Annotated in this window: 13 protein-coding genes; 3 read left to right on the top strand and 10 right to left on the bottom strand. The window is 40.8% G+C overall.

Going from position 1 to position 19,969, the window contains the following annotated elements; genetic code table 11:
• Positions 1–30 precede the first annotated feature (30 nt).
• Positions 31–1,410, bottom strand: a complete 1,380-nt coding sequence (gene nox, locus HMPREF9188_RS03900; protein WP_000036760.1) for a H2O-forming NADH oxidase — start codon at positions 1,408–1,410, stop codon at positions 31–33.
• A gap of 307 nt (positions 1,411–1,717) precedes the next feature.
• Here nox and HMPREF9188_RS03895 point away from each other — a divergent pair, with 307 nt between their 5' ends.
• The 3 genes from HMPREF9188_RS03895 to HMPREF9188_RS03885 are packed head-to-tail and all read left to right on the top strand — an operon-like array spanning position 1,718 to position 4,533.
• On the top strand, positions 1,718–2,632 hold the full coding sequence (locus HMPREF9188_RS03895; RefSeq protein ID WP_033588968.1) for an FAD:protein FMN transferase: 915 nt from the start codon (positions 1,718–1,720) through the stop codon (positions 2,630–2,632).
• A 33-nt stretch (positions 2,633–2,665) separates the two neighbouring features.
• Positions 2,666–3,271 carry an NADPH-dependent FMN reductase gene (locus HMPREF9188_RS03890; protein WP_000915929.1) on the top strand — a complete coding sequence of 202 codons (606 nt, stop codon included), beginning with the start codon at positions 2,666–2,668 and terminating at the stop codon, positions 3,269–3,271.
• 17 nt (positions 3,272–3,288) lie between these two features.
• Positions 3,289–4,533 carry an NAD(P)H-dependent oxidoreductase gene (locus HMPREF9188_RS03885; RefSeq protein WP_009729966.1) on the top strand — a complete coding sequence of 415 codons (1,245 nt, stop codon included), beginning with the start codon at positions 3,289–3,291 and terminating at the stop codon, positions 4,531–4,533.
• A gap of 83 nt (positions 4,534–4,616) precedes the next feature.
• On the opposite strand, the gene HMPREF9188_RS03880 is transcribed toward HMPREF9188_RS03885, so the two are convergent.
• The 9 genes from HMPREF9188_RS03880 to HMPREF9188_RS03840 all read right to left on the bottom strand — a co-directional run bounded on the left by HMPREF9188_RS03880 (position 4,617) and on the right by HMPREF9188_RS03840 (position 19,959).
• Complete coding sequence (locus HMPREF9188_RS03880; protein WP_000377481.1) at positions 4,617–4,874, bottom strand: DUF896 family protein; 258 nt, start codon at positions 4,872–4,874, stop codon at positions 4,617–4,619.
• A 44-nt stretch (positions 4,875–4,918) separates the two neighbouring features.
• Positions 4,919–6,955, bottom strand: coding sequence for a glycine--tRNA ligase subunit beta (glyS, locus tag HMPREF9188_RS03875; RefSeq protein ID WP_009729965.1), 2,037 nt, complete (start codon positions 6,953–6,955; stop codon positions 4,919–4,921).
• A gap of 211 nt (positions 6,956–7,166) precedes the next feature.
• A complete protein-coding gene (gene glyQ / locus HMPREF9188_RS03870) occupies positions 7,167–8,084 on the bottom strand; it encodes a glycine--tRNA ligase subunit alpha (RefSeq protein WP_009729964.1) in 918 nt (305 codons plus the stop codon).
• 321 nt (positions 8,085–8,405) lie between these two features.
• Positions 8,406–12,917 carry a S8 family serine peptidase gene (locus HMPREF9188_RS03865; RefSeq protein ID WP_009729963.1) on the bottom strand — a complete coding sequence of 1,504 codons (4,512 nt, stop codon included), beginning with the start codon at positions 12,915–12,917 and terminating at the stop codon, positions 8,406–8,408.
• A 288-nt stretch (positions 12,918–13,205) separates the two neighbouring features.
• Complete coding sequence (locus HMPREF9188_RS03860; protein ID WP_009729962.1) at positions 13,206–14,048, bottom strand: aldo/keto reductase; 843 nt, start codon at positions 14,046–14,048, stop codon at positions 13,206–13,208.
• 81 nt (positions 14,049–14,129) lie between these two features.
• On the bottom strand, positions 14,130–15,518 hold the full coding sequence (gene pgdA / locus HMPREF9188_RS03855; protein WP_009729961.1) for a peptidoglycan-N-acetylglucosamine deacetylase PgdA: 1,389 nt from the start codon (positions 15,516–15,518) through the stop codon (positions 14,130–14,132).
• A gap of 109 nt (positions 15,519–15,627) precedes the next feature.
• Positions 15,628–17,355: a septation ring formation regulator EzrA gene (ezrA, locus tag HMPREF9188_RS03850; protein WP_000064792.1), complete on the bottom strand. Its 1,728-nt coding sequence runs from the start codon at positions 17,353–17,355 to the stop codon at positions 15,628–15,630.
• 80 nt (positions 17,356–17,435) lie between these two features.
• Positions 17,436–19,382: a DNA topoisomerase (ATP-hydrolyzing) subunit B gene (gene gyrB, locus HMPREF9188_RS03845; protein ID WP_007520336.1), complete on the bottom strand. Its 1,947-nt coding sequence runs from the start codon at positions 19,380–19,382 to the stop codon at positions 17,436–17,438.
• Between the two features lie 13 nt (positions 19,383–19,395).
• On the bottom strand, positions 19,396–19,959 hold the full coding sequence (locus HMPREF9188_RS03840; RefSeq protein ID WP_007520338.1) for an HAD-IA family hydrolase: 564 nt from the start codon (positions 19,957–19,959) through the stop codon (positions 19,396–19,398).
• Between the last annotated feature and the right edge of the window lie 10 nt (positions 19,960–19,969).

Genomic DNA, 19,969 nt, shown 5'->3' with positions numbered 1-19,969 from the left:
TTAATATAAGGCCAGATAGCTCAGCTATTGTTATTTTTCAGCTGTAAGTGCAGCCATTGTAATGTAGTTGTATGGTTTGTTGAAATGTGGCAAGAAGAATAGGTCTGTCAATGCCAATTTATCAATCGTTACATGCTCTTGGATAGCAAGTGAGAACATGTGGATTCCCATACTGATAGCAGCATCATGTGAAACCATTTGTGCACCAAGGATTTCGCGACTGTCTTTGTCAAAGACAATCTTGATGGCAACCTCGTGGTTGTCATGCTTCATAAATTCTGGTTTTTGAAGATCGTTAAAGCCAGTTTCAGTTGCATTGTAACCTGCTGCTTTTGCTTTTTCAAGAGTCAGACCAGTTGAAACCATGTGAAGACCATAGATTGAAATACCGTTTGATCCTTGCACACCGATTCCTTCCAATTCATGTCCACAAGCGTTATAAGCACCAACGATACCAGTACGTACAGCGTTAGATGCAAGAGCGATGTAGCTTGTATCTTTACGAGCATTGTCATAAACAGTCGCACAGTCACCAACAGCGTATACACCTGGGATAGATGTTTCTTGTTTCTTGTCTACAAGGAAGGCACCGTTGCGGAAAAGTTCAATCTTACCATCTGCAAGAGCTGTGTTTGGACGGAAACCAACAGCAAGAACCACCATATCCACATCAAATGTTTCTTTGTCTGTTACCAAGCGTTCAACTTTACCATCACCTTGGATGGCTTTAACTGTTTGACCAAGTGCCAAGCGGATGTTATGGTCTTCCAAGTTTTTCGCCATCATTTGGGTAAAGTCTTTGTCATAGTAGCCGTTCAAAACAGTGTCTACGATATCAACAAGCACCACTTCTTTTCCAAGACGTTCGAAAGCTTCAGCCAGCTCAACACCGATGTAACCACCACCAACAACGGCAATGCGCTCAAGGTGTTTGCTCTTGTCAGCAAGTTTTTCGATAACTTCTTCTGCGTTTTGGTACAACTTAACAAATTGAACATTTTCAAGTGTTGCTTTGAATTCGCGGTTACCCTTAACGATTTCAACACCTTCGATTGGAGGCAAGATTGGAGTTGAACCAGTTGCAAAGATTAATTTATCATAAGACTCTTTGTGTTCTTTACCTTCAACTTCAGCAGTCACAACTTTGTTATCGTAGTCAATTGAAAGAACTGGTGAGTTCATGTAAATTTTAGCACCTTTTGCTTCCAATTTTTCTTTATCAGAGTAGAAGAGACCTTCTGGGCCATCAATTTGTTCTCCGATCCAAAGCGCCATTCCACAACCAAGGAATGAAATATTTGAGTTTTGGTCAAATACTACGATTTCGTTCTCATGACCAAAGTTATCCAACATCGTATTAATACAAGCTGTACCAGCGTGGTTAGCACCAACTACAACGATTTTACTCATAGAAAAATTCCTACCTTTAATTTTTGATTTACTTTTCTAGTATATCATTTACTGTTAGCGTTTACAAGACATTTGCTCAGAATTCTCTTTTTTTCAGAAAAAAATACACTTAATATTAACAAACCTTATTTTTCTATCGTTTTCATTCTAATTTTGAGCATATTTCTTGACTTTTTGTCAAAATACATTTGTGAAAACGCTGACTTTATGGTATGCTAGTTACATGGAAATAAAATGTAAGGGGTTTACTTTTTCTTTAACCAACTTATATTGAATGATTTCCTATAAAGAGAAAGGAGCTGGTAGCTTGCCTCTTCATTCACGTTCTGAACGGCTAATGGGAACAACTATCACGATTTCATTAGTAGATGAACAGGCCGATTGCCTGCTTCAAGGAGCCTTTGATTTGCTCAAAGAGCTCGAGTACCGCTTCAACGCCAACAGTCAAGAATCCGAACTGATGGAAATCAACTACCAGGCTGGAATCGCACCTGTTAAGGTTCATCCTGACCTATTTGAACTGATTGCTCTTGGACTAGAGCATAGCTTAGCTCCCTCTAGCCATCTCAATATCAGTATTGGGCCCTTGATTCAAACCTGGCGAATCGGCTTTTCAGATGCCCGACTCCCAGAGCTAAACGAAATCGAAGCTGTCTTGCCTCTGGTTGACCCGCATTTTATCAAGTTAGATCCCGCTAACTCTACTGTCTATTTAGAGAAAAAGGGAATGAAACTTGATTTAGGTTGCTTAGCTAAAGGCTATAGTGCAGATAAGGTTGCTCAGTATTTAAAAGCACGCGGAGTCACTTCTGCCTTGATTAATCTCGGAGGAAATATCCTCACCATCGGGAATAATCAAGCTAAAGAAGGGAAAGACTGGCAAATCGGTATTCAAGATCCACGAAATCCTCGTGGCAATCATCTCCTAACCATTCCTGTTTCTAACAAATCCGTCGTCACTTCTGGTATCTATGAACGCCACCTGACAATAGACGGAGAAGACTATCACCATATTTTTGATAGCGAAACAGGATTCCCTGTCGAAACAGACCTCGCTAGCCTAACGATTATCTCAGATAAATCCGTTGATGGTGAGATATGGACAACCCGCCTTTTCGGAGAGCGAAGCGCTTCTATCCTCTGGCAAGTCGAAAGTTTAGATGGTATCGAAGCCATCCTCATCGACAAAGAGGGACGCCTTGCATGTTCTTCAGGCCTTTAAATTTGTATTATGTAAAAAGAGAAAGGAAATCTCATGCTAAAACTTATTGCCATTGTTGGAACGAACTCTAAACGTTCTACAAACCGCCAATTGCTCCAATACATGCAAAAACACTTCGCCGACAAGGCTGAGATTGAACTCGTTGAAATCAAGGACATTCCTGTTTTCAACAAACCAGCAGACAAACTTCTTCCTGCTGAAATTCTTGAAATTGCTGCTAAAATTGAAGCGTCTGATGGTGTCATTATCGGTACCCCTGAGTACGACCACTCAATCCCTGCAGTTTTGATGAGCGCTCTTGCTTGGCTATCCTATGGTATCTACCCACTTTTGAACAAACCAATCATGATCACTGGTGCTTCTTACGGTACTCTTGGTTCATCTCGTGCCCAATTGCAACTTCGTCAAATCTTGAACGCTCCTGAAATCAAGGCAAATGTTCTACCAGATGAATTCTTGCTTTCTCACTCTCTTCAAGCATTTAACCCAAGTGGGGACTTGGTTGACCTTGATGTTATCAAGAAATTGGATGCCATCTTTGATGACTTCCGTATCTTTGTGAAGATTACTGAGAAATTGCGCAATGCACAAGAATTGCTTCGCAAAGATGCTGAAGAATTCGACTGGGAAAATTTGTAAGATAGGAGACCGAAAGAATGAAATTTGTTGGACTTGTTGGATCAAACTACGATCAATCATATAACCGCAAACTCTTGGAATTTATCCGTCGCAATTTCAAATTCAAATTTGAATTAGAAGTTCTTGAAATCGACGAAGTTCCAATGTTTAACCAAGACGAAAAATGGGACGAAAGTTTCCAATTGCGCTTCTTGTATAACAAGATTACACGTGCTGATGGTGTCATTATCGCGACTCCTGAGCACAACCACACTATCTCAGCTTCTCTCAAATCTGTACTTGAATGGCTTTCATACGAAGTTCATCCATTTGAAAACAAGCCTGTTATGATTGTGGGAGCATCATACTACGACCAAGGAACTTCACGTGCTCAGGTTCACCTCCGTAAGATCCTTGACGCTCCTGGTGTCAATGCCTACACACTTCCAGGAAATGAATTCCTTCTTGGTAAAGCCAAAGAAGCTTTTGATAACGACGGAAATATCACCAACGAAGGAACTGTTAAATTCCTTGAAACTTGCTTAGATAACTTTGTTAAATATGTAGGAGTCGTTTCTAAATTGAAAAAACCAAAACCAATCGAACCAGAAGACTTGGATTGTGGAAAACCAATTGCTACAACCATCACAGAAGTTGACCCTGATGATCCAGAATGGGTAGAAAAAGTTGCAGCAATCACTGGTGCTGTTTCTGGTGATACCTATGTCAAATTGGACCACGGTATCCTGACAGTTAACCAAATTGATATGTTCTTGAAAGCTATGCCATTTGAATTGACATACGCTGACGACAACAACCAATTCCTCTACTACAACAACGCTCACCAAGATCCAGACACCATGTTTGCTAAACGTGTACCACCTCAATCAGGTTGCCGTATGTCGACCGTTCATGGATCTCTTCCACCAGCACGTATGAAGAATGTAGAGTGGGTTATCGGAACACTTCGTAACGGAAACCAAGAATACGTCCGTACTATCGTTCCAGGTTCACCTGCAGGTGTCATCAACACCCACAACTACCAAGCTATGTACTATCCTGACGGATCATACGCTGGTATCAATGAAATCGTCTTTAACTTCCAACCATGGCTTGACTGGTACCTACAAGAAACTGGTCAACGTTTGGTAGGTGGTAGTGGGCCATTCGCTCCTGCTGCTGGAGGTCATGGAGGCGCTGATGCTACTTCTGGTGCTTCTGATACTCCTGATGGTGGAGGTCATGGAGGTGGCGCTGACGCTACTTCTGGTGCGAGCAACTAAGAAATCAAAAAGGAGCCAAGTGGCTCCTTTTTTTGTTATTAGCAAAAAAGGGTTTTGTAGATGATTTACAAAACCCTTGAATGTTATGAATTTGGATCATCAAGACTACGGCCGTGCAAACCTTTTTCACGTTGTACTTGGCGTAGTTTTTCTGGCGTTACGTCATTTCCTTCCTCATCCACAATTTTAATTCCTTCAATATGGTGACGAACAGCGCGACGATAGCCTTCGATATATTCCTCACGAAGTTTAGCTTGTTCCACTTTTTCAGCAGAAGTTAAGCCTTCTGTTTTTTTCTTTTTAGCGAGCTCGTTGATACGAGCGATTTTTTTTGAATCCATGTTTATCTCCTTTGTAAAAAGATACAGTTCGTTTAATAGAGAGTCTACTTGGTATTGATTTGGTTAAAGCGTGCAAGCTTAGCTGCTTTCTTGGTCAATTGCGATAAGATGGACAATCGATTTTGACGAATATCTTGATCATCGGTCATTACCATGGTATTTTCAAAGAAAGCATCAATAATTGGGCTAAGCGCAAAGAGTTGTTCTAATTGCTGACTTGCAGTCCCTGATAAAACGAGTGACTCTACTGCTTCCGCCAAGGCTTTCTCTTCTTCATTTTCAAAAAGAGCAGAATCAACTGTTTCAGATCCTTCAGATTTCTCAGACAAGTTGAAAGCACGTGAGAGAGATTCGACAGATGATTTGAAGTTTTCTTCTTTGCTTGCTTCTACAAGAGCACTTACTGCTTCCAACATATCCGCCACGACAAAGTTCGAGCTTGCAAGAACCGCTTCCTTAATGTCTTTTGGAGTTGAACCCATCATCTTATCAACACGAACCTTGATAAAGTCCATGACCTCTGCTTTATTTCCATAAGTCAAGCTGTCAAATTTCAAAGTGTAAAGGCTATCAATCAACTCATCCATAGCAATGTGCCAACCAAAAGCATCCAAAATACGAACTACACCTTGCGTTGCACGACGAAGGGCATAAGGGTCATTAGAACCTGATGGAATCAAGCCCACTGAGAAGAAACTCAAAATCGTATCCAATTTGTCTGCAATGGCTAGAATGGCTCCGATCTTGCTCTCTGGGAGAGCTCCATCCGCTGATGTAGGCATGTAGTGTTCACGAATGGCAGCCGCAACTGCTGGAGTTTCACCAGCAAGAAGGGCATATTTCTCACCCATAATTCCTTGGAGTTCATCAAACTCACCAACCATCCCTGTCAACAAGTCAAACTTATAAATGGATGCTGCGCGGGCAAGATCAATCGTTTCATCCACTGATAAACCAGCTTTTTCCGCCAAAAGGACGGCAATCTGACCTGTACGAATCATGTGTTCACGAAGGGAACCAATCTTTTCGTGGAAGGTGACGTTGTTTAATTTTTCAACAAGGTCAGAAATAACCAATTTTTGGTCTTCACGCCAGAAGAATTCACCGTCTTCCAAACGGGCAACCAAGACTTTTTCATTACCCTTGATGACATTTTCCAAATACTCTGCGTTTCCATTACGAACAGAAATGAAGTTTGGCAAGAGTTTACCATCCTGATCACGAACAACAAAGTAACGTTGGTGTTCCTTCATCGAAGTCACCAAAACTTCTTCTGGAACTTCAAGGTATTTGGCATCAAAACTTCCCATGAAGGCAGTTGGGTATTCAACCAAGTTCAAGACTTCGTTCAGCAAGTCAGCATCAATTTCGATACGTACACCATGTTTTGCCTCGATTTCCTTGATTTGATCAACAATCATTTGCTCACGTTCACGAGGATCCGCGATTACAAACTGTGCACGAAGGTCTTCTTCATAGCTCAATGCTGACTGAATCTTAGTTTCTTGTCCCAAGAAACGATGACCACGGCTCACACGACCCCCCTTGATATCAAGGAAATCCAAATCAAACTCTTGCTCGTCCAAGAGAACTGTCAAAGTGTGTACAGGGCGGATATACTCAAAAGTGTTGTTAGCCCAGTGCATGCTGACAGGGAAAGTCAATGACTTCAAGACGTCTACTACACCTGGAACAATGTTCTCAACTGGTTGGCCCACTTCTTCCTTGGTAACATAGACATACTCTTCACCCTTGATTTCACGGAATTCAATATCTTCAACTGTCAAGCCTTTCCCACGGACAAATCCTTGAGCTGCTTTGGTGAAGTTTCCATCACCATCCAAGGCAATTTTCTTTGCTGGTCCCTTGAAATCTTCTGTCAAATCAGACTGTTTGTCTGCAAGACCAGTGACACGAACAGCCAAACGGCGTGGTGTGGAGAAGGTTTGAATGGCTTCAAAAGACAGCCGGTTTTCCTTGAGGAAGGCTGCCATTTTTTCACCTAGTTGTTTTTCACTTGGAGTTACTACGTAGGCTGGTAACTCTTCAAGACCGAGTTCTACTAATAAGTTTTTTGTCATGTTTTTTCTCCGAAAAGTATCTTTTTATTTTCCAGTTTGCCTTATGTGATTGGCACGCAAGCAACCAACTTTGTTGTTTCATTGCTAAAATTGGAGCCGAAAGTCTCCAATTTTGCCTAGTATCCTTAGCTTCACTAAGGATACCTTCATCACTACGGCAACTGGCTCAAGGCTCACTCTGTTCGCCCATTTTCGTAAACTGTCACTCTCTTTATTCTGCGTCTTCTGCTAAGAGTTTAGCTCGTGTCGCCTCATCCAAAAGTGGGTAGCCTAGGCGTTTGCGTTCTGCGACAAAGGTTTTGGCTACGACACGGGCTAGGTTACGGATACGAGCGATATAGCCCGCACGCTCGGTTACAGATACGGCACCACGCGCGTCAAGCAGGTTAAAAGTGTGTGAACATTTGAGAACATAGTCATAGGCAGGATGAACCAAGCCCTCTTCCAAGGCACGACCAGCTTCCTTTTCAAACTTATCAAAGTTTTCAAGCAACATTTCTTGATCCGAAATTTCAAATGAATATTTTGAGTGCTCATACTCAGGCTGAATAAAGATTTCTCCGTATTTTACACCATCAGCCCACTCGATATCATAGACAGAGTCCACTTCTTGGATGTAAGAAGCCAAACGCTCCAAACCATAGGTAACTTCCGCAGTCACAGGACCTGTTGCCAATCCACCAACTTGTTGGAAATAAGTGAACTGAGTGATTTCCATCCCATCAAGCCAAACTTCCCAACCGAGACCTGCAGATCCAGTCGATGGATTTTCCCAGTTGTCTTCAACGAAACGAATATCGTGTTCCAAAGGATTGATTCCCAATTTTTCCAAAGATTGAAGGTAAAGTTCTTGGATATTTGATGGAGAAGGCTTCATGACCACTTGGAATTGGTGGTGTTGGTAAAGACGGTTAGGATTTTCTCCATAACGACCGTCAGCAGGACGACGTGATGGCTCTACATAAGCCGCATTCCATGGCTCAGGTCCGATAGCACGAAGGAAAGTGTACGGACTCATGGTTCCCGCACCTTTTTCATTATCATAAGCCTGCATAAGCATACAACCTTGGTCATTCCAAAATTGCTGCAAAGTAAGGATGATTTCCTGGAAAGTCAATTTTTTAGACATTATTTACTCCTTTTTATAAATTCTTGTGACTTTGGATACAAAAAGAACCGTGTCTTTACTCCTAAGTCTGTGACCTAGGGGCGTCAGAAACGCGGTTCCACCCTAATTTATTACTTCATTGTTTTTTAAAATACGACAGAAAGCGCCAGTTTCTTACCTTGTCCTACTTGGCTCCCACTATCCCAAGCTCGCTTGAAGAACGCCATAAGACTTTCTTTCCTAGCTAGTATTATAGCAGATTTCCTAGCTAGTGTAAACCAAAAATGAGTCTGAAAACAAAGTTTCAGACTCATTTATCAGTAAAGCTTCAGAAACTCCTGTTTAAGGATGTCTTCTTGCTTTTGGTTTTTTGCCATGCAGATTTCTCTTGGCTTGTTTCAAGACTGTAATGGCATCTTTGACATCTTCTTGGCTCGCTCCTGGATCATTAAGGAGTTCCTGAGCTTCTTTAAAGGCTAAAAGATAAGCTGCTTTTTCTTTCTTGTCTGCATAGATAAATCTCGCATTCTTTTCTTGGAAAAGACGTTCATCCTTGACCAGTTTCTTCAGACTAGAGAAGTCAGTAGCTTTGCCATTCAGTTTACTTTTAGCTGTTGCAAGGGCAATGAGAGATTGGTCAATTTGATCCTGTTTGACTTTAGGATCCACAGCAAGTAAGGCGATTTCTTGGAAGGCACGATCATAAGCTCGACGTACTTTTTCCTTGGAATTAGCATATCGTCCAGTTTTAGTCGTTGCATAGTAAGCTTTCATGGCTTCTTTCAAGGCTGCCACGTTCGAATCTTTTCCATCCAAAGCCTTACCAGCAGCTTCAAGACTAGCGAGAACTCCATCAATCAATTCTTGCTTCAACTTACTTGACAAGGCTGACCGCGCCACTTGGAAAGCTTGGTCATAAGCTTTTCTCTTATCTGCACTACTATTAAAGTAACGAGACGTTTCTACCAGTTCTTTTTGTTGATTTACCGCAGCAATCAAGGCCAACTTAGACACAACAGATAGGCGCAAAGCATTATTTCGACCTGGATGAACGAGCAAGGAAACGAGATTTTCAAGGAGTTCATATCCAGTCGGTAAGCCAATCTCTACAGTATAACGACCTATAGCAACTTTCTTACCGAAGGCGTATTGACCGTATTTTTCAGCAGGAAGAGTGATACTTGTCCCATCTTCTCCTTTCAGAACTACTGTAGTTGTCTTTGGAACTGCTTGATTGAAGGAAACAGATACTGGTGCATACTCTAGGAGTTTTGCTAGGAAGGTAATGGTTTGGAAACTATTTTCTTCCGTCAGGTCAAACTCTTGGGACAAGGCACTGATAAATTTCAATTCTGTTCGGTCATAACTGAAAATTTCTGCCGTATAATGACCAAACTGTAAGAAATGAATCGCTTTTGACTTGTCGACATCAACATATTGCCCCTCGCTATTTTTAATTCGATAGACGTAGAGGGTATCAATATCTTGGTTTGTTTTCGCATCCTTCAAGGCGATTTTCACTCGACCACTATTTTGATCGCGCACAAGTTCTGCAAGCGAGATATAGTCTACATTTCCTGCATAGTCCTCTACAAGATAGTAAATATTAGCCTTGTCAACATCCTTAGGAAGTGTATAACTACCATCAGCATTGGCCTTAATCAGATGGGTGTTCTCAAGCGCACGAGTTCCAGACTCGTCCTTTCCAGTTAGAACCATGGTCCCTTTCTGATCAAATGGTGTGATATAGAAGACTTTTTCTGAAAGGATACCGCCTTGACCCACATCTTTTGGTTTGCGAGCTACGAATTCTTGGTTTCCATCTTTAAAGCGAATATAACCACTCGTGATGACAGGTTTTTGAGTATCAATTTGAATTTTAAAGGTCGTGTATTGTTCTTTTGCTCCTGGAACATCTGGTGTATAACTGATAACATAGTCATATAAACCATCCGCTACGGTATTACCATCAAAATCCTGACCTCTCCAAGCAGTATTATCTAGAATATAACTCTTCAGATTTCTACTGTCAAAATCAAAATAATTCTTACGAAGATCCTTTGCATCGCCCTCCCAAATAGGATGTTCATGCTTGGTATCTGTAGCCGCATAAACTGTTGCCCGAAGATTTACAAGATTTCTCAAAGCAACCGTTTTGTATTCAACCAGATCTTTGTTTCCATCATCGTTTGGAGAAATAGCAATACGGACATTCCCTTTTTCGTCCAACTGAAGAACATGCTTACCTTCAGCATTTTGTTCAATCCCAAGAACGGTAATTCTGCGTCCTTGGCGTTGACCTTGAGAAACAAGAAGATCATTTTGCAAGCTTGCTAGATAGGTCGCATCATTAGAGTAGTTAACTGCAGGATTTTCCTTGTCTACTTCCGTGTAAAATCCATTTTTTCCTTCTCGGACAAGATTGTAAATTGGTTTTTCGACAGCAGGAAGATTTTGGAATTCACCTCGGAAGCCCATAAATGCAAGACTCACAATATCTCCATCATCTGCTGGATCTACAAAGCGAACAAAACCTTCAAGGAAATAGCCATTTGGCATTTGTTTGCTGAGTTCAGCAGCAAATTTTCGAGCATCCACTTTAACAGTGACTGTTTGACTGCTGTGGGCTTTGACCGTCACTTCAGGCCAGACTGTCTCCGTTAGTTTTCGAGGTCGAAGGGTGAATTTCCCATCTTGGACTTCGTCTGTATTGGTATTCACTACCATCTTGAGAGTACGATCAGTATCTGAAATATTGTGTACAGTGACCTTGAAAGTAAATTGATCTCCAACATTTCCTAATGTCACACTTGGATAACCATTTTCACCCGTTACATAGAGATCTGTTGACACTGCAGCAGCTGTATCCACAATACCAGAACCTTGCTGACGAGGAGAGGTATAAGTGCCTGTATCCTTATTAACGTGTGGTTTTGCAGTTGACATGATCAAGGCCTTGACAGTCTCTGATACTTGCTCAGGAGTCAATTCTGGATGGTGTTTTTGAAGGTATTCCTTAACCAGAACTGCAACACCCGTAACGTGAGGAGCCGCCATACTGGTTCCGCTGATACTACCGTAGGTATTGTCATTAAAGGATGAGTAGATATTGCCGCCAGGAGCTGTCACGTCTGGTTTCAATTGTCCATCAGTAGTCACTCCCCAACTTGAAAAGTCAGATAACTGATTGGCTACATCAGAAGGGCGATTATCCATCTTGTCATTAAAAACAATCTTGTATTTTCCTGATTTTAAGGCTTCACCATACTGTTTAGAAATAAATACAGAAGGAATTTTCTTTGCTTCATCATCAATAGCCATATTGATGTTCGCTCCTTCTACATTATTGTAGATCAAGGCACCAACTGCACCATGTTTTCGTGCATTTTTGATTTTCTCTGAAAAGTTCATAGCTCCACGCTGAATGAGGGCAAGTTTTCCAGTTAAATCCAACTTCGCAAAGTCTTCTTCACGACCTAACCCTGCTTCGACGTATTCGTACTCTTTTCCTTTTTCAAAGTCCTTATCTGCTTCAGGTTGACTATAATCAAATTTTCCGTTATGAAGACTGGCATTTCCCTCTAGACCTTTGACTTCAAAAACCGCTGTCGTCAATGTTTTATTGTTGACAGAAGCAACTGAAATCGAATCCTCAACAGTGGATGGATTTCCAACCAAGCCATAGTCTGGGTTTTCAGCTAGTGGTTTTGAATAACCATTTCCGAATGTATTGCTATTTCCTGCTGAGATAAGAACAGAAACTCCCTTGGCACGGGCACGTTTGATAGCATCCACGATATCAGAACCAGCATCCACCATAGAACCAGTGCTAGATCCCAAACTCATATTAATAGCATCTGCTCCCAAGGCGACTGCATCATCAATCGCCTTTACATAAAGGGCAGAACTGGTCGTTTTTTGACGATCTGAAAAGACACGCATAAACATGACTTGGGCTTCTGGTGCTACACCATAGACCTTTTCACCATTCGGTGCTTCTTTATCAGGGTTTCCAGCTGCAATCCCTGTTACGTGCATCCCATGAGAAGTTCTTTCTGCTTCTTTGATCTTATCTGTTCCGTCAAAGTAGTCATAGGCATAGACAACCTTATCACTATACCATTTACCGTAGTCGATTCCAGCAGCCTTTTTAGCTGCTTCGATGGCTTCCTTGTTTTTAAATTTTGCTTTTGACGGATCCGAAATTCGAAGAACCTCATGATTCAAATCAAGCCCAGAGTCAATTATGGCAACAACGGTCCCTGTCCCCTTGTAACCAGCCTTCCAAGTTTTTGGTACCGTGATGATATCATTGCTTGAAAGACTATTGGGTTTTGCAGATTCAGCATTTTGTTTTTCCTTTTCAGTAGTTGCTGTCTCGCCAGTAGTTTTCGGAGCTGTCGTTACTTGAGCCTCTTTTTCCTCCAAGTCAGAAGCCTTCTCAGTAGCAGGCGCTGGACTGGTATCTACTGTTGTTTCTTTCTGAACGATACCTTGATTTTCTTCTTTTGCAACTGCGCTATCTTTTCCTGATTCCTGGGCTTCAGCAGTTTTATCAACTGGAGCTTCTACCTTAGCATCTTGTTTACTAGCATCCTCTTTAGAAGTTTCAGCTTCTTGTTTCTCTCCAACTACTGGAGCTATCCCATTAGCGGTAGTTAAGTCAGTCGCAGAGTTTGAGTGTTTATCATCTTTTAACTCTGTCTTGATTTCCTGAGTTTGAGCTTGATTTTCACCTGTACTCTGCTCATTGGCATTAACTTGACTTGCTCCAAAAACCAAAGCAGTCCCCAGCAAAACTGAAGCAAGACCAAATTTGTATTTCCGTAATGAAAAACGTTGTCGTCTATCCATAAATAATCTCCTTTTTCTTTAAAGTATACCCATTATAACGCAAATAATCAAAAATTTTCATAAAAATCTGAATTGTCACAAAAATGTAATATTTGCGTATGTAATGTTCTTATTTAGTTTTATTGTTCGTGTTATTTGCTCTATCAAAGCAACATCTTTTAGATTTATTCATTTATTTCAATTTATAAAACTATTTTATTATACAAACAATCTAGACTTTTATACACAAAAAGACTAGGATTAAAAATTCCTAGTCTTCATCATTTCGATATAAATAGATTTCACAAACTAAAAATCCATCTCATCCACACGTGGTGCACCAGAAGTCACTGAAATTGTCTTTAAGACTTCTCGCTCGTCTTTGCTGAGTTCAATTCCAAAACAATCAAGATTGCTCTGGATACGAGAGGCTGTTACTGACTTAGGTAGAGGTAAAAAACCTTCTGCCAAACTCCAAGCCAAGGCAATTTGAGCCACTGATTTCCCATACTTAGCAGCAATTTCTTGGACTTCTTTCTGTTCAAACAACTCCCCTTGCCCAAAAGGCCCCCAAGCCTCTAGGAGAATTCCTTTCTCTCTACAGTAGTCAACCACTTCCTCTTGATAAACTCCTGGTGCCAAGCGTACCTGATTGACCGCCGGAATGACTCTTACTGTCTCAAGCAAAGCATCCAAATGATGGGGAAGGAAATTACTAACGCCGATAGCACGGATTTTGCCTTCTTTGTAAAGATCCTCCATCGCTCGCCAGACTTCAGCATTGCGAGTTTTCCATTCGTCATTTTCTCTTAGTGGTTTTGGATTTGGCCAATGAATAAGGTACAAATCTAGATAATCCAATCCCAGTTTTTCCATTGATTCTTCAAATGCATGGCGAGTTTCATCATAGCTGTGAATGGTATTCCAAAGTTTAGTCGTTACAAAGATTTCTTGTCGTGGAATACCGCTATCTCGTATAGCACGACCAACACTTTCCTCATTTTTATAGATAGCTGCAGTATCGATATGACGATAACCAGCCTTTAAAGCTTCTAAAACAGCTTGGTAGGCCACCTCTCCATTTTCAGCTTTCCATGTTCCAAATCCTAGAACAGGAATTGAAACTCCATTATTAAGGGTGTAAGATTTCATCGTTTTTCCTTTCTATGTGAAGAAAATCTAAAGAAACAAAATCCTGATTACCAGTACGCTTGCTCCTTTAGATTTTAACAATTATTGATCACGATCGTAATAGATCTCGTGAGCTTTCAAACGAGAATTGAGCAATTCAGGAACGGTCACAAATGTATACCCTTCACCCTTTAGATACTCAATGACACTTGGTAGAGAATTGACAGAAGGACCATGGATATCATGCATGAGAATGATAGAACCATTACGAACTTGGTGTTGAATTTCTGTCAAAATAGCAGCTTCATTCTTACTCTTCCAGTCTAAACTATCCACATCCCACATGATAAAACTCAAGTCAAGACTATTTCGAATATCATCAGTGATGGCACCATAAGGTGGGCGCATCAGTTTAGAGCTTGATCCTAAAACTTGAGTTAACAAATCTTCTGTATCAGTGATTTGCTTTTTAGCATCTTCGAGAGATAATTTAGAAAGGACAGGATGATCCCAGCTATGATTTCCCACAACATGACCTTCCGATTTCATTCGTTTCAGAAGATCTTCATTTCCTGCTATGTTTTTTCCAAGTACAAAGAAGGTTGCCTTTACACCGTACTTAGCCAAGGTATCCAAAGCTTGTGGAGTTGTAGTCGGATTTGGACCATCATCAAAGGTCAAGGCTACAACCTTTTTATTTTTCTTAGCAAAGTAAGATTGGTAGAGTTCCGCATCCTTTTCTAACAGATAAGAGGACTCAATGACATCAAAGAAACTGGATATTGGTAAAGCAATTTCCTCAACAGCCTCTCCAGAATTAGCAGGATAAAGGATGATTTGACTATCTTTATAATCAAAACTCCAAGATGCCAAATCCTGATCTGTGAAGCTCTTTATAACTTGATCAATTTTTGCCTGGTCAAGTTTCTTATCTTCTAGAGTTGATTTGATTTGACTCAGTAAGAGTTCCTTAGCCTTGCTTGCATCTTTGAAGAGTTTACTGAGGTCAAAAGCTTTCCCATCTTCAGTCAAGAAAATTTTCCCTAAGGAAGTCTTTTCTTTTTCTTCAACCTTTGCTGCAGACAAATCATAGACTTGCCTACTGATATTACGAGCAACAACTCCCTCAAGGACAGGATCCAGCTGCTCTGTATAATAAAAGACCAGATCCTCTTTATCTTCTAGATTTTCTTTGATATCTTGGTTGATTTTTTCTCTAATAGACGCAATGACCTCCTCTCCTTTCAAAGGGTAGTAGGCAATCACCTCAGCTTGCCCTTTTCGGAAATGGTCCTTCTGACTACCTGAGTTGAATTGCTGGTCCTTTTCGCTTTTTAACGCTTCAATTTTTTGTTCATAAGATTGCTTTTGTAGAACCTTGTAGCCAATGGCACTTCCCAAAAGAATCATAGCGATTCCTAAGATTCCAACAAAGGAAAGCAATATACTTCTCTTTTTATCGTGAGAAACACGGTTCATATTTTTCTTCATATTTCCATCATATCAAATCAAAGCTATTATTTCAATGATAAACAGATAATCTAGCTCCATTTCAAAAAATAAAGAAAAAGCTTAGAATTCTCTAAGCTTCTATTTTAATTTAAAAGCGAATTGCTTCACGTGTTTTTTCATATGAAGTCACAAAACGATTTGTAACTCCTGGTTCTGCAACTTCCAAGGCTTGAGAAATCTTCTCAAATGATGCCCGATAGTCAAACTCTTTCTCAAAAATTTCAAGTGCTTCGTTGAAAGCCTCTTGGATACGTTCATCAAATGAACGGTAGCGATTTGAGTATTGGAGAAGTTGCTCTGTCAAAGTTGCATACTGAACAATGTCATATGTTTCTGTCTCAAGTACTGCCATATCATTCGTTGCAATTTCAAGAATTCGCTTAACAGATTCAATATTAACCTGCGGTTGTTCTAGCTCCGCCATCAAATCTTCAGTGTTATGACTTGCAGTAAAGAAGAGTTTCAAGAAACTTTGAGGGATTCCTGGTAAGTTTCGCTTCTCCATGTAACGTTTGATAGTGTGCAAACGATTCACATAGACATTTGCTTTTTGGCGAGCATTGAGGTCATCTTTTTCAATTTGCGCAAGTCGTTCGCTCACAGAAATTTGCTCATCTTCAATATCTTTGAGATTGCTTTGAAGCATTTCCAACTGTTCTTCAAGAACAGAATAGGCTTGAGCAGATTCTCTTTGGTCCTCTGTTACTTCTAAAATAGCGGTATCAAGTGCAGCTAATTCTTTTTGAAGACGGCGGACATGATTCCCATCACTTTCTGGAAGAAGATAAGTTTTATTTAGGCGTTCAAGATCCTGAACAAGCACCTGGTTATTTTCCTTCAAGTGGTTGAGATAGGTTGGAAGTGTTGAGAGGAGATTCTCAACGACTTTTTGAGCCTCAATTTCATGAGTGAAAATATCATAAAGTGCATTGATTTCTTCTTGAATGCGATTATTTTCATACTCTGCATTGTCCAACTCCAACTGACGAATGTTTTCTTGATTATTCTTCAAAGATTCATGCAAGAGTTGGAAACGTGACTCAATATCTGTTTCAATAAAGTGGTATTTGGCATCCAACAGCTTACGATAGCCCTCTTCCAAATCTGCTAATTGGTCTGGTAATTCCTTTGTCAAGGTTTCAACAAGAGCTGGAATACGATCAACAATATGCGTTAGAGCAAGAATATGATTTTCAGTATCATCTAAGATTGCTGCAGCTTCAACTGGGTCACCTGATGAGTTAAGGGTAACGAATTGAGAGAATTCCGATTGGATATTTTCCAATTGTTTCTCAATCTCAGGAAGAGCTTTCCCATATTTCTCTGAGTCCTCTGCAACCGTATGTTGAAGGGTTTCAAACAAGTCCAAAGCATGTAGGACGCGACCACTGTTCTTAGACTCTTGCTTTTCGAGTTCAGAAAGGGCATTGCGAATAGCTGCAATATCCTCCTCAATCAAACTAATCTGGCTTTCAATTTGATCAATCTTGTGAGCTGCTTTAAAGAAACGGAAAGAATTATTGTAGTTTTCAGCTTCAAAGAGGTGATTTTCGATGTCTGCAAATGAGTTCAGAGATAAATCAACCCATTTTTGATTCCATTCACGAAAGGTTACCTGACTTTGACCAATCAAGTGCATATTTTTAACGGCTTCAACCTCATCATTTACAGGAAGATTGTAGAGTTCTTCTTTTCTTTCTTCAAGCGCCGTTAATCTGCTTACATTACGCTTACGTAGAAAAATGGCTGTTACATAAGCTAAAATCAAAATGATCGCAATCGCAACCATTAGATAAATTAGTTGTCCATTAGACATATCAAACTCCTTTTATACTAGAAACAATCGTAATGATTATATCATATTTTTTAAACCAAGGGAACTATTTCCCACATTTTTTAAACGTCAAGTGTACTGTAAACAGCGTTTTCTTCGATAAATTCGCGACGAGGCTCTACCCGATCGCCCATTAACATATCAAAGATTCTATCTGCTTCAGCAGCATCATCTACTGAAACACGTGCCATCAAGCGATGTTCTGGATCCATGGTTGTTTCCCACAATTGGTGATCATCCATTTCTCCCAGACCTTTATAACGTTGGATGGTGGGCTTTGAGCGCCCTTCACTATGACGTGCTAAGGCTTCTTGGAGTTTAATTTCTTGATCTGTACCTGGCTGAATGTATTCTTTGATCTCACTTCCAACTTTGACCCCATAAATCGGTGGTTGGGCAATATAAACATAACCAGCTTCTAGGATTGGTTTCATGTAGCGGTAAATCAAGGTTAGCAAGAGAGTTCGAATGTGGGCACCATCGACATCGGCATCGGTCATCAAAACGAGTTTTTGGTAACGAGCCTTAGTAACATCAAATTCTGCGCCAAATCCTGTCCCCATGGCTGTGAAGAGACTCCGAATTTCTTCGTTAGCAAGAATTTTATCCATGCTAGCCTTTTCAACGTTCAAGATTTTACCACGAATTGGTAAGATAGCTTGGAACTCACGGTTACGACCAGATTTAGCTGATCCACCAGCCGAGTCTCCTTCGACGATGAAGAGTTCGGTTTCAGCAGGATTATTTGAAGAACAGTCTGCTAGTTTTCCTGGAAGATTGGAAATTTCCAAACCAGATTTCTTGCGAGTGACTTCACGCGCACGCTTGGCAGCCACACGAGCCTTGGCAGCCAAAATTCCTTTTTCCACGATACGCTTGGCAATCTGTGGATTTTCCATGAGAAAATCAGAGAAGGCATCGCTGAAGAGACGATTGGTAATCTTAACTACTTCACTATTGCCCAGCTTTGTCTTGGTTTGCCCTTCAAACTGCGGATTTGGATGCTTGACAGAGATCACAGCAGTCAAACCTTCACGGACATCTTCCCCTGTTAGATTGTCTTCATTGTCTTTTAGTAATTTATTTTTACGAGCATAATCGTTGATAACACGCGTCAGTGCTGTACGGAAACCTTGCTCATGCGTTCCACCTTCATGGGTGTGAATGTTATTGGCGAAACTCATGACATTTTCGTGGTAACCGGTTGTGTACTGCATGGCTACTTCAACAGTAATATCATCCATCTCACCGTCTGTGTAGATTGGTGTGTCAAAGATAACATCCTTGTTCTCGTTGATGTATTCAACATAGCTAGCAATCCCGCCCTCATAATGGTAATGTTTAGTCTGTTCGAGACCTTCACGCTTATCTGTGATGGAGATTCGAAGACCTCGGTTCAAAAAGGCTAGTTCTTGAATACGTTTATTCAATTTGTCAAAATCAAAGGTCGTTGTTTCTGTAAAAATCTCTGGATCCGGTGTGAAGTGAACTGTTGTTCCGGTTCTATCCGTATCTCCAACCACTTCAAGATCAGCAACGACATTCCCACGGTGGTATTCTTGATAATAAATTTTTCCGTTTTTATGAACCCGAACATCTAGTTGAGTTGAGAGGGCATTTACTACTGATGAACCCACACCGTGCAATCCACCTGATACCTTATATCCGCCACCGCCGAACTTTCCTCCAGCGTGAAGAACAGTAAAGACGGTCTCAACAGCAGGACGTCCTGTCTTTTCCTGAATGTCAACAGGGATACCACGTCCATCATCCACAACGGTGATGGAATTATCTGGCTCAATAAGGACTTGGATATGACTGGCAAATCCTGCTAAGGCTTCATCAATTGAATTATCAACGATTTCCCATACTAGATGGTGAAGGCCTTCTTTTGAGGTCGATCCAATATACATACCTGGACGCATACGAACAGCTTCCAGCCCCTCCAAAACTTGAATTTGACTGGCATCATAATCCTGTGCCTGTTGATTTTTGATTTCTTCTGTCATTTTTTCCCTTTTCTTACATGTCTATTGCTTGTCTCAGTGTCGCAACGTTTTTAAAAAGATAGGCATCTAAGCCGGCAGCTTTACCTGCTTCTACATCAATATTTCTGTCTCCAATGACCAAACCGGATGAGATATGATATTTATCACGTAAATAAATCATAGACTCTGGATCTGGTTTCCGTTTGAAACCAGAACTGGCAGTAACGACTTCTGTGAAATAGTCAGCTATCTGAGTCTTTGCAAGAAGTTCTAGCACTTGGTCATTTCGATGAGAGACTAAGAAATGACGGCCACCCTTGTCAGAGATGTCTTTTAGTAACTCTGGAATTCCCTCAAACAAAACTGGGTACTCTAGCTCACGCGCTTCATTCTCTTTGTAGTTTTCTAAAAAATTCTCGATGGCTGGGGCAAACTTCTCAATGGCAAAAGCTGTCGAAACCTTCAAGGCTTCGTAAACACGGTCGTGTTCTTGCTCTATTCCGTATTGGGCTAAGGTCTCTACAAAGGCCGCTGTAGAAGTCTCATAATTATCCAATAGGGTACCACCTAAATCCCATATATAGTCACGATATTTCATACCCTTTATT

The sequence above is a fragment of the Streptococcus sp. F0441 genome (genome assembly GCF_000314775.2).
Lineage (GTDB): Bacteria > Bacillota > Bacilli > Lactobacillales > Streptococcaceae > Streptococcus.
Note: the sequence above shows the minus strand (reverse complement) of the source record. Positions and strands in the feature narration are given on the sequence as shown.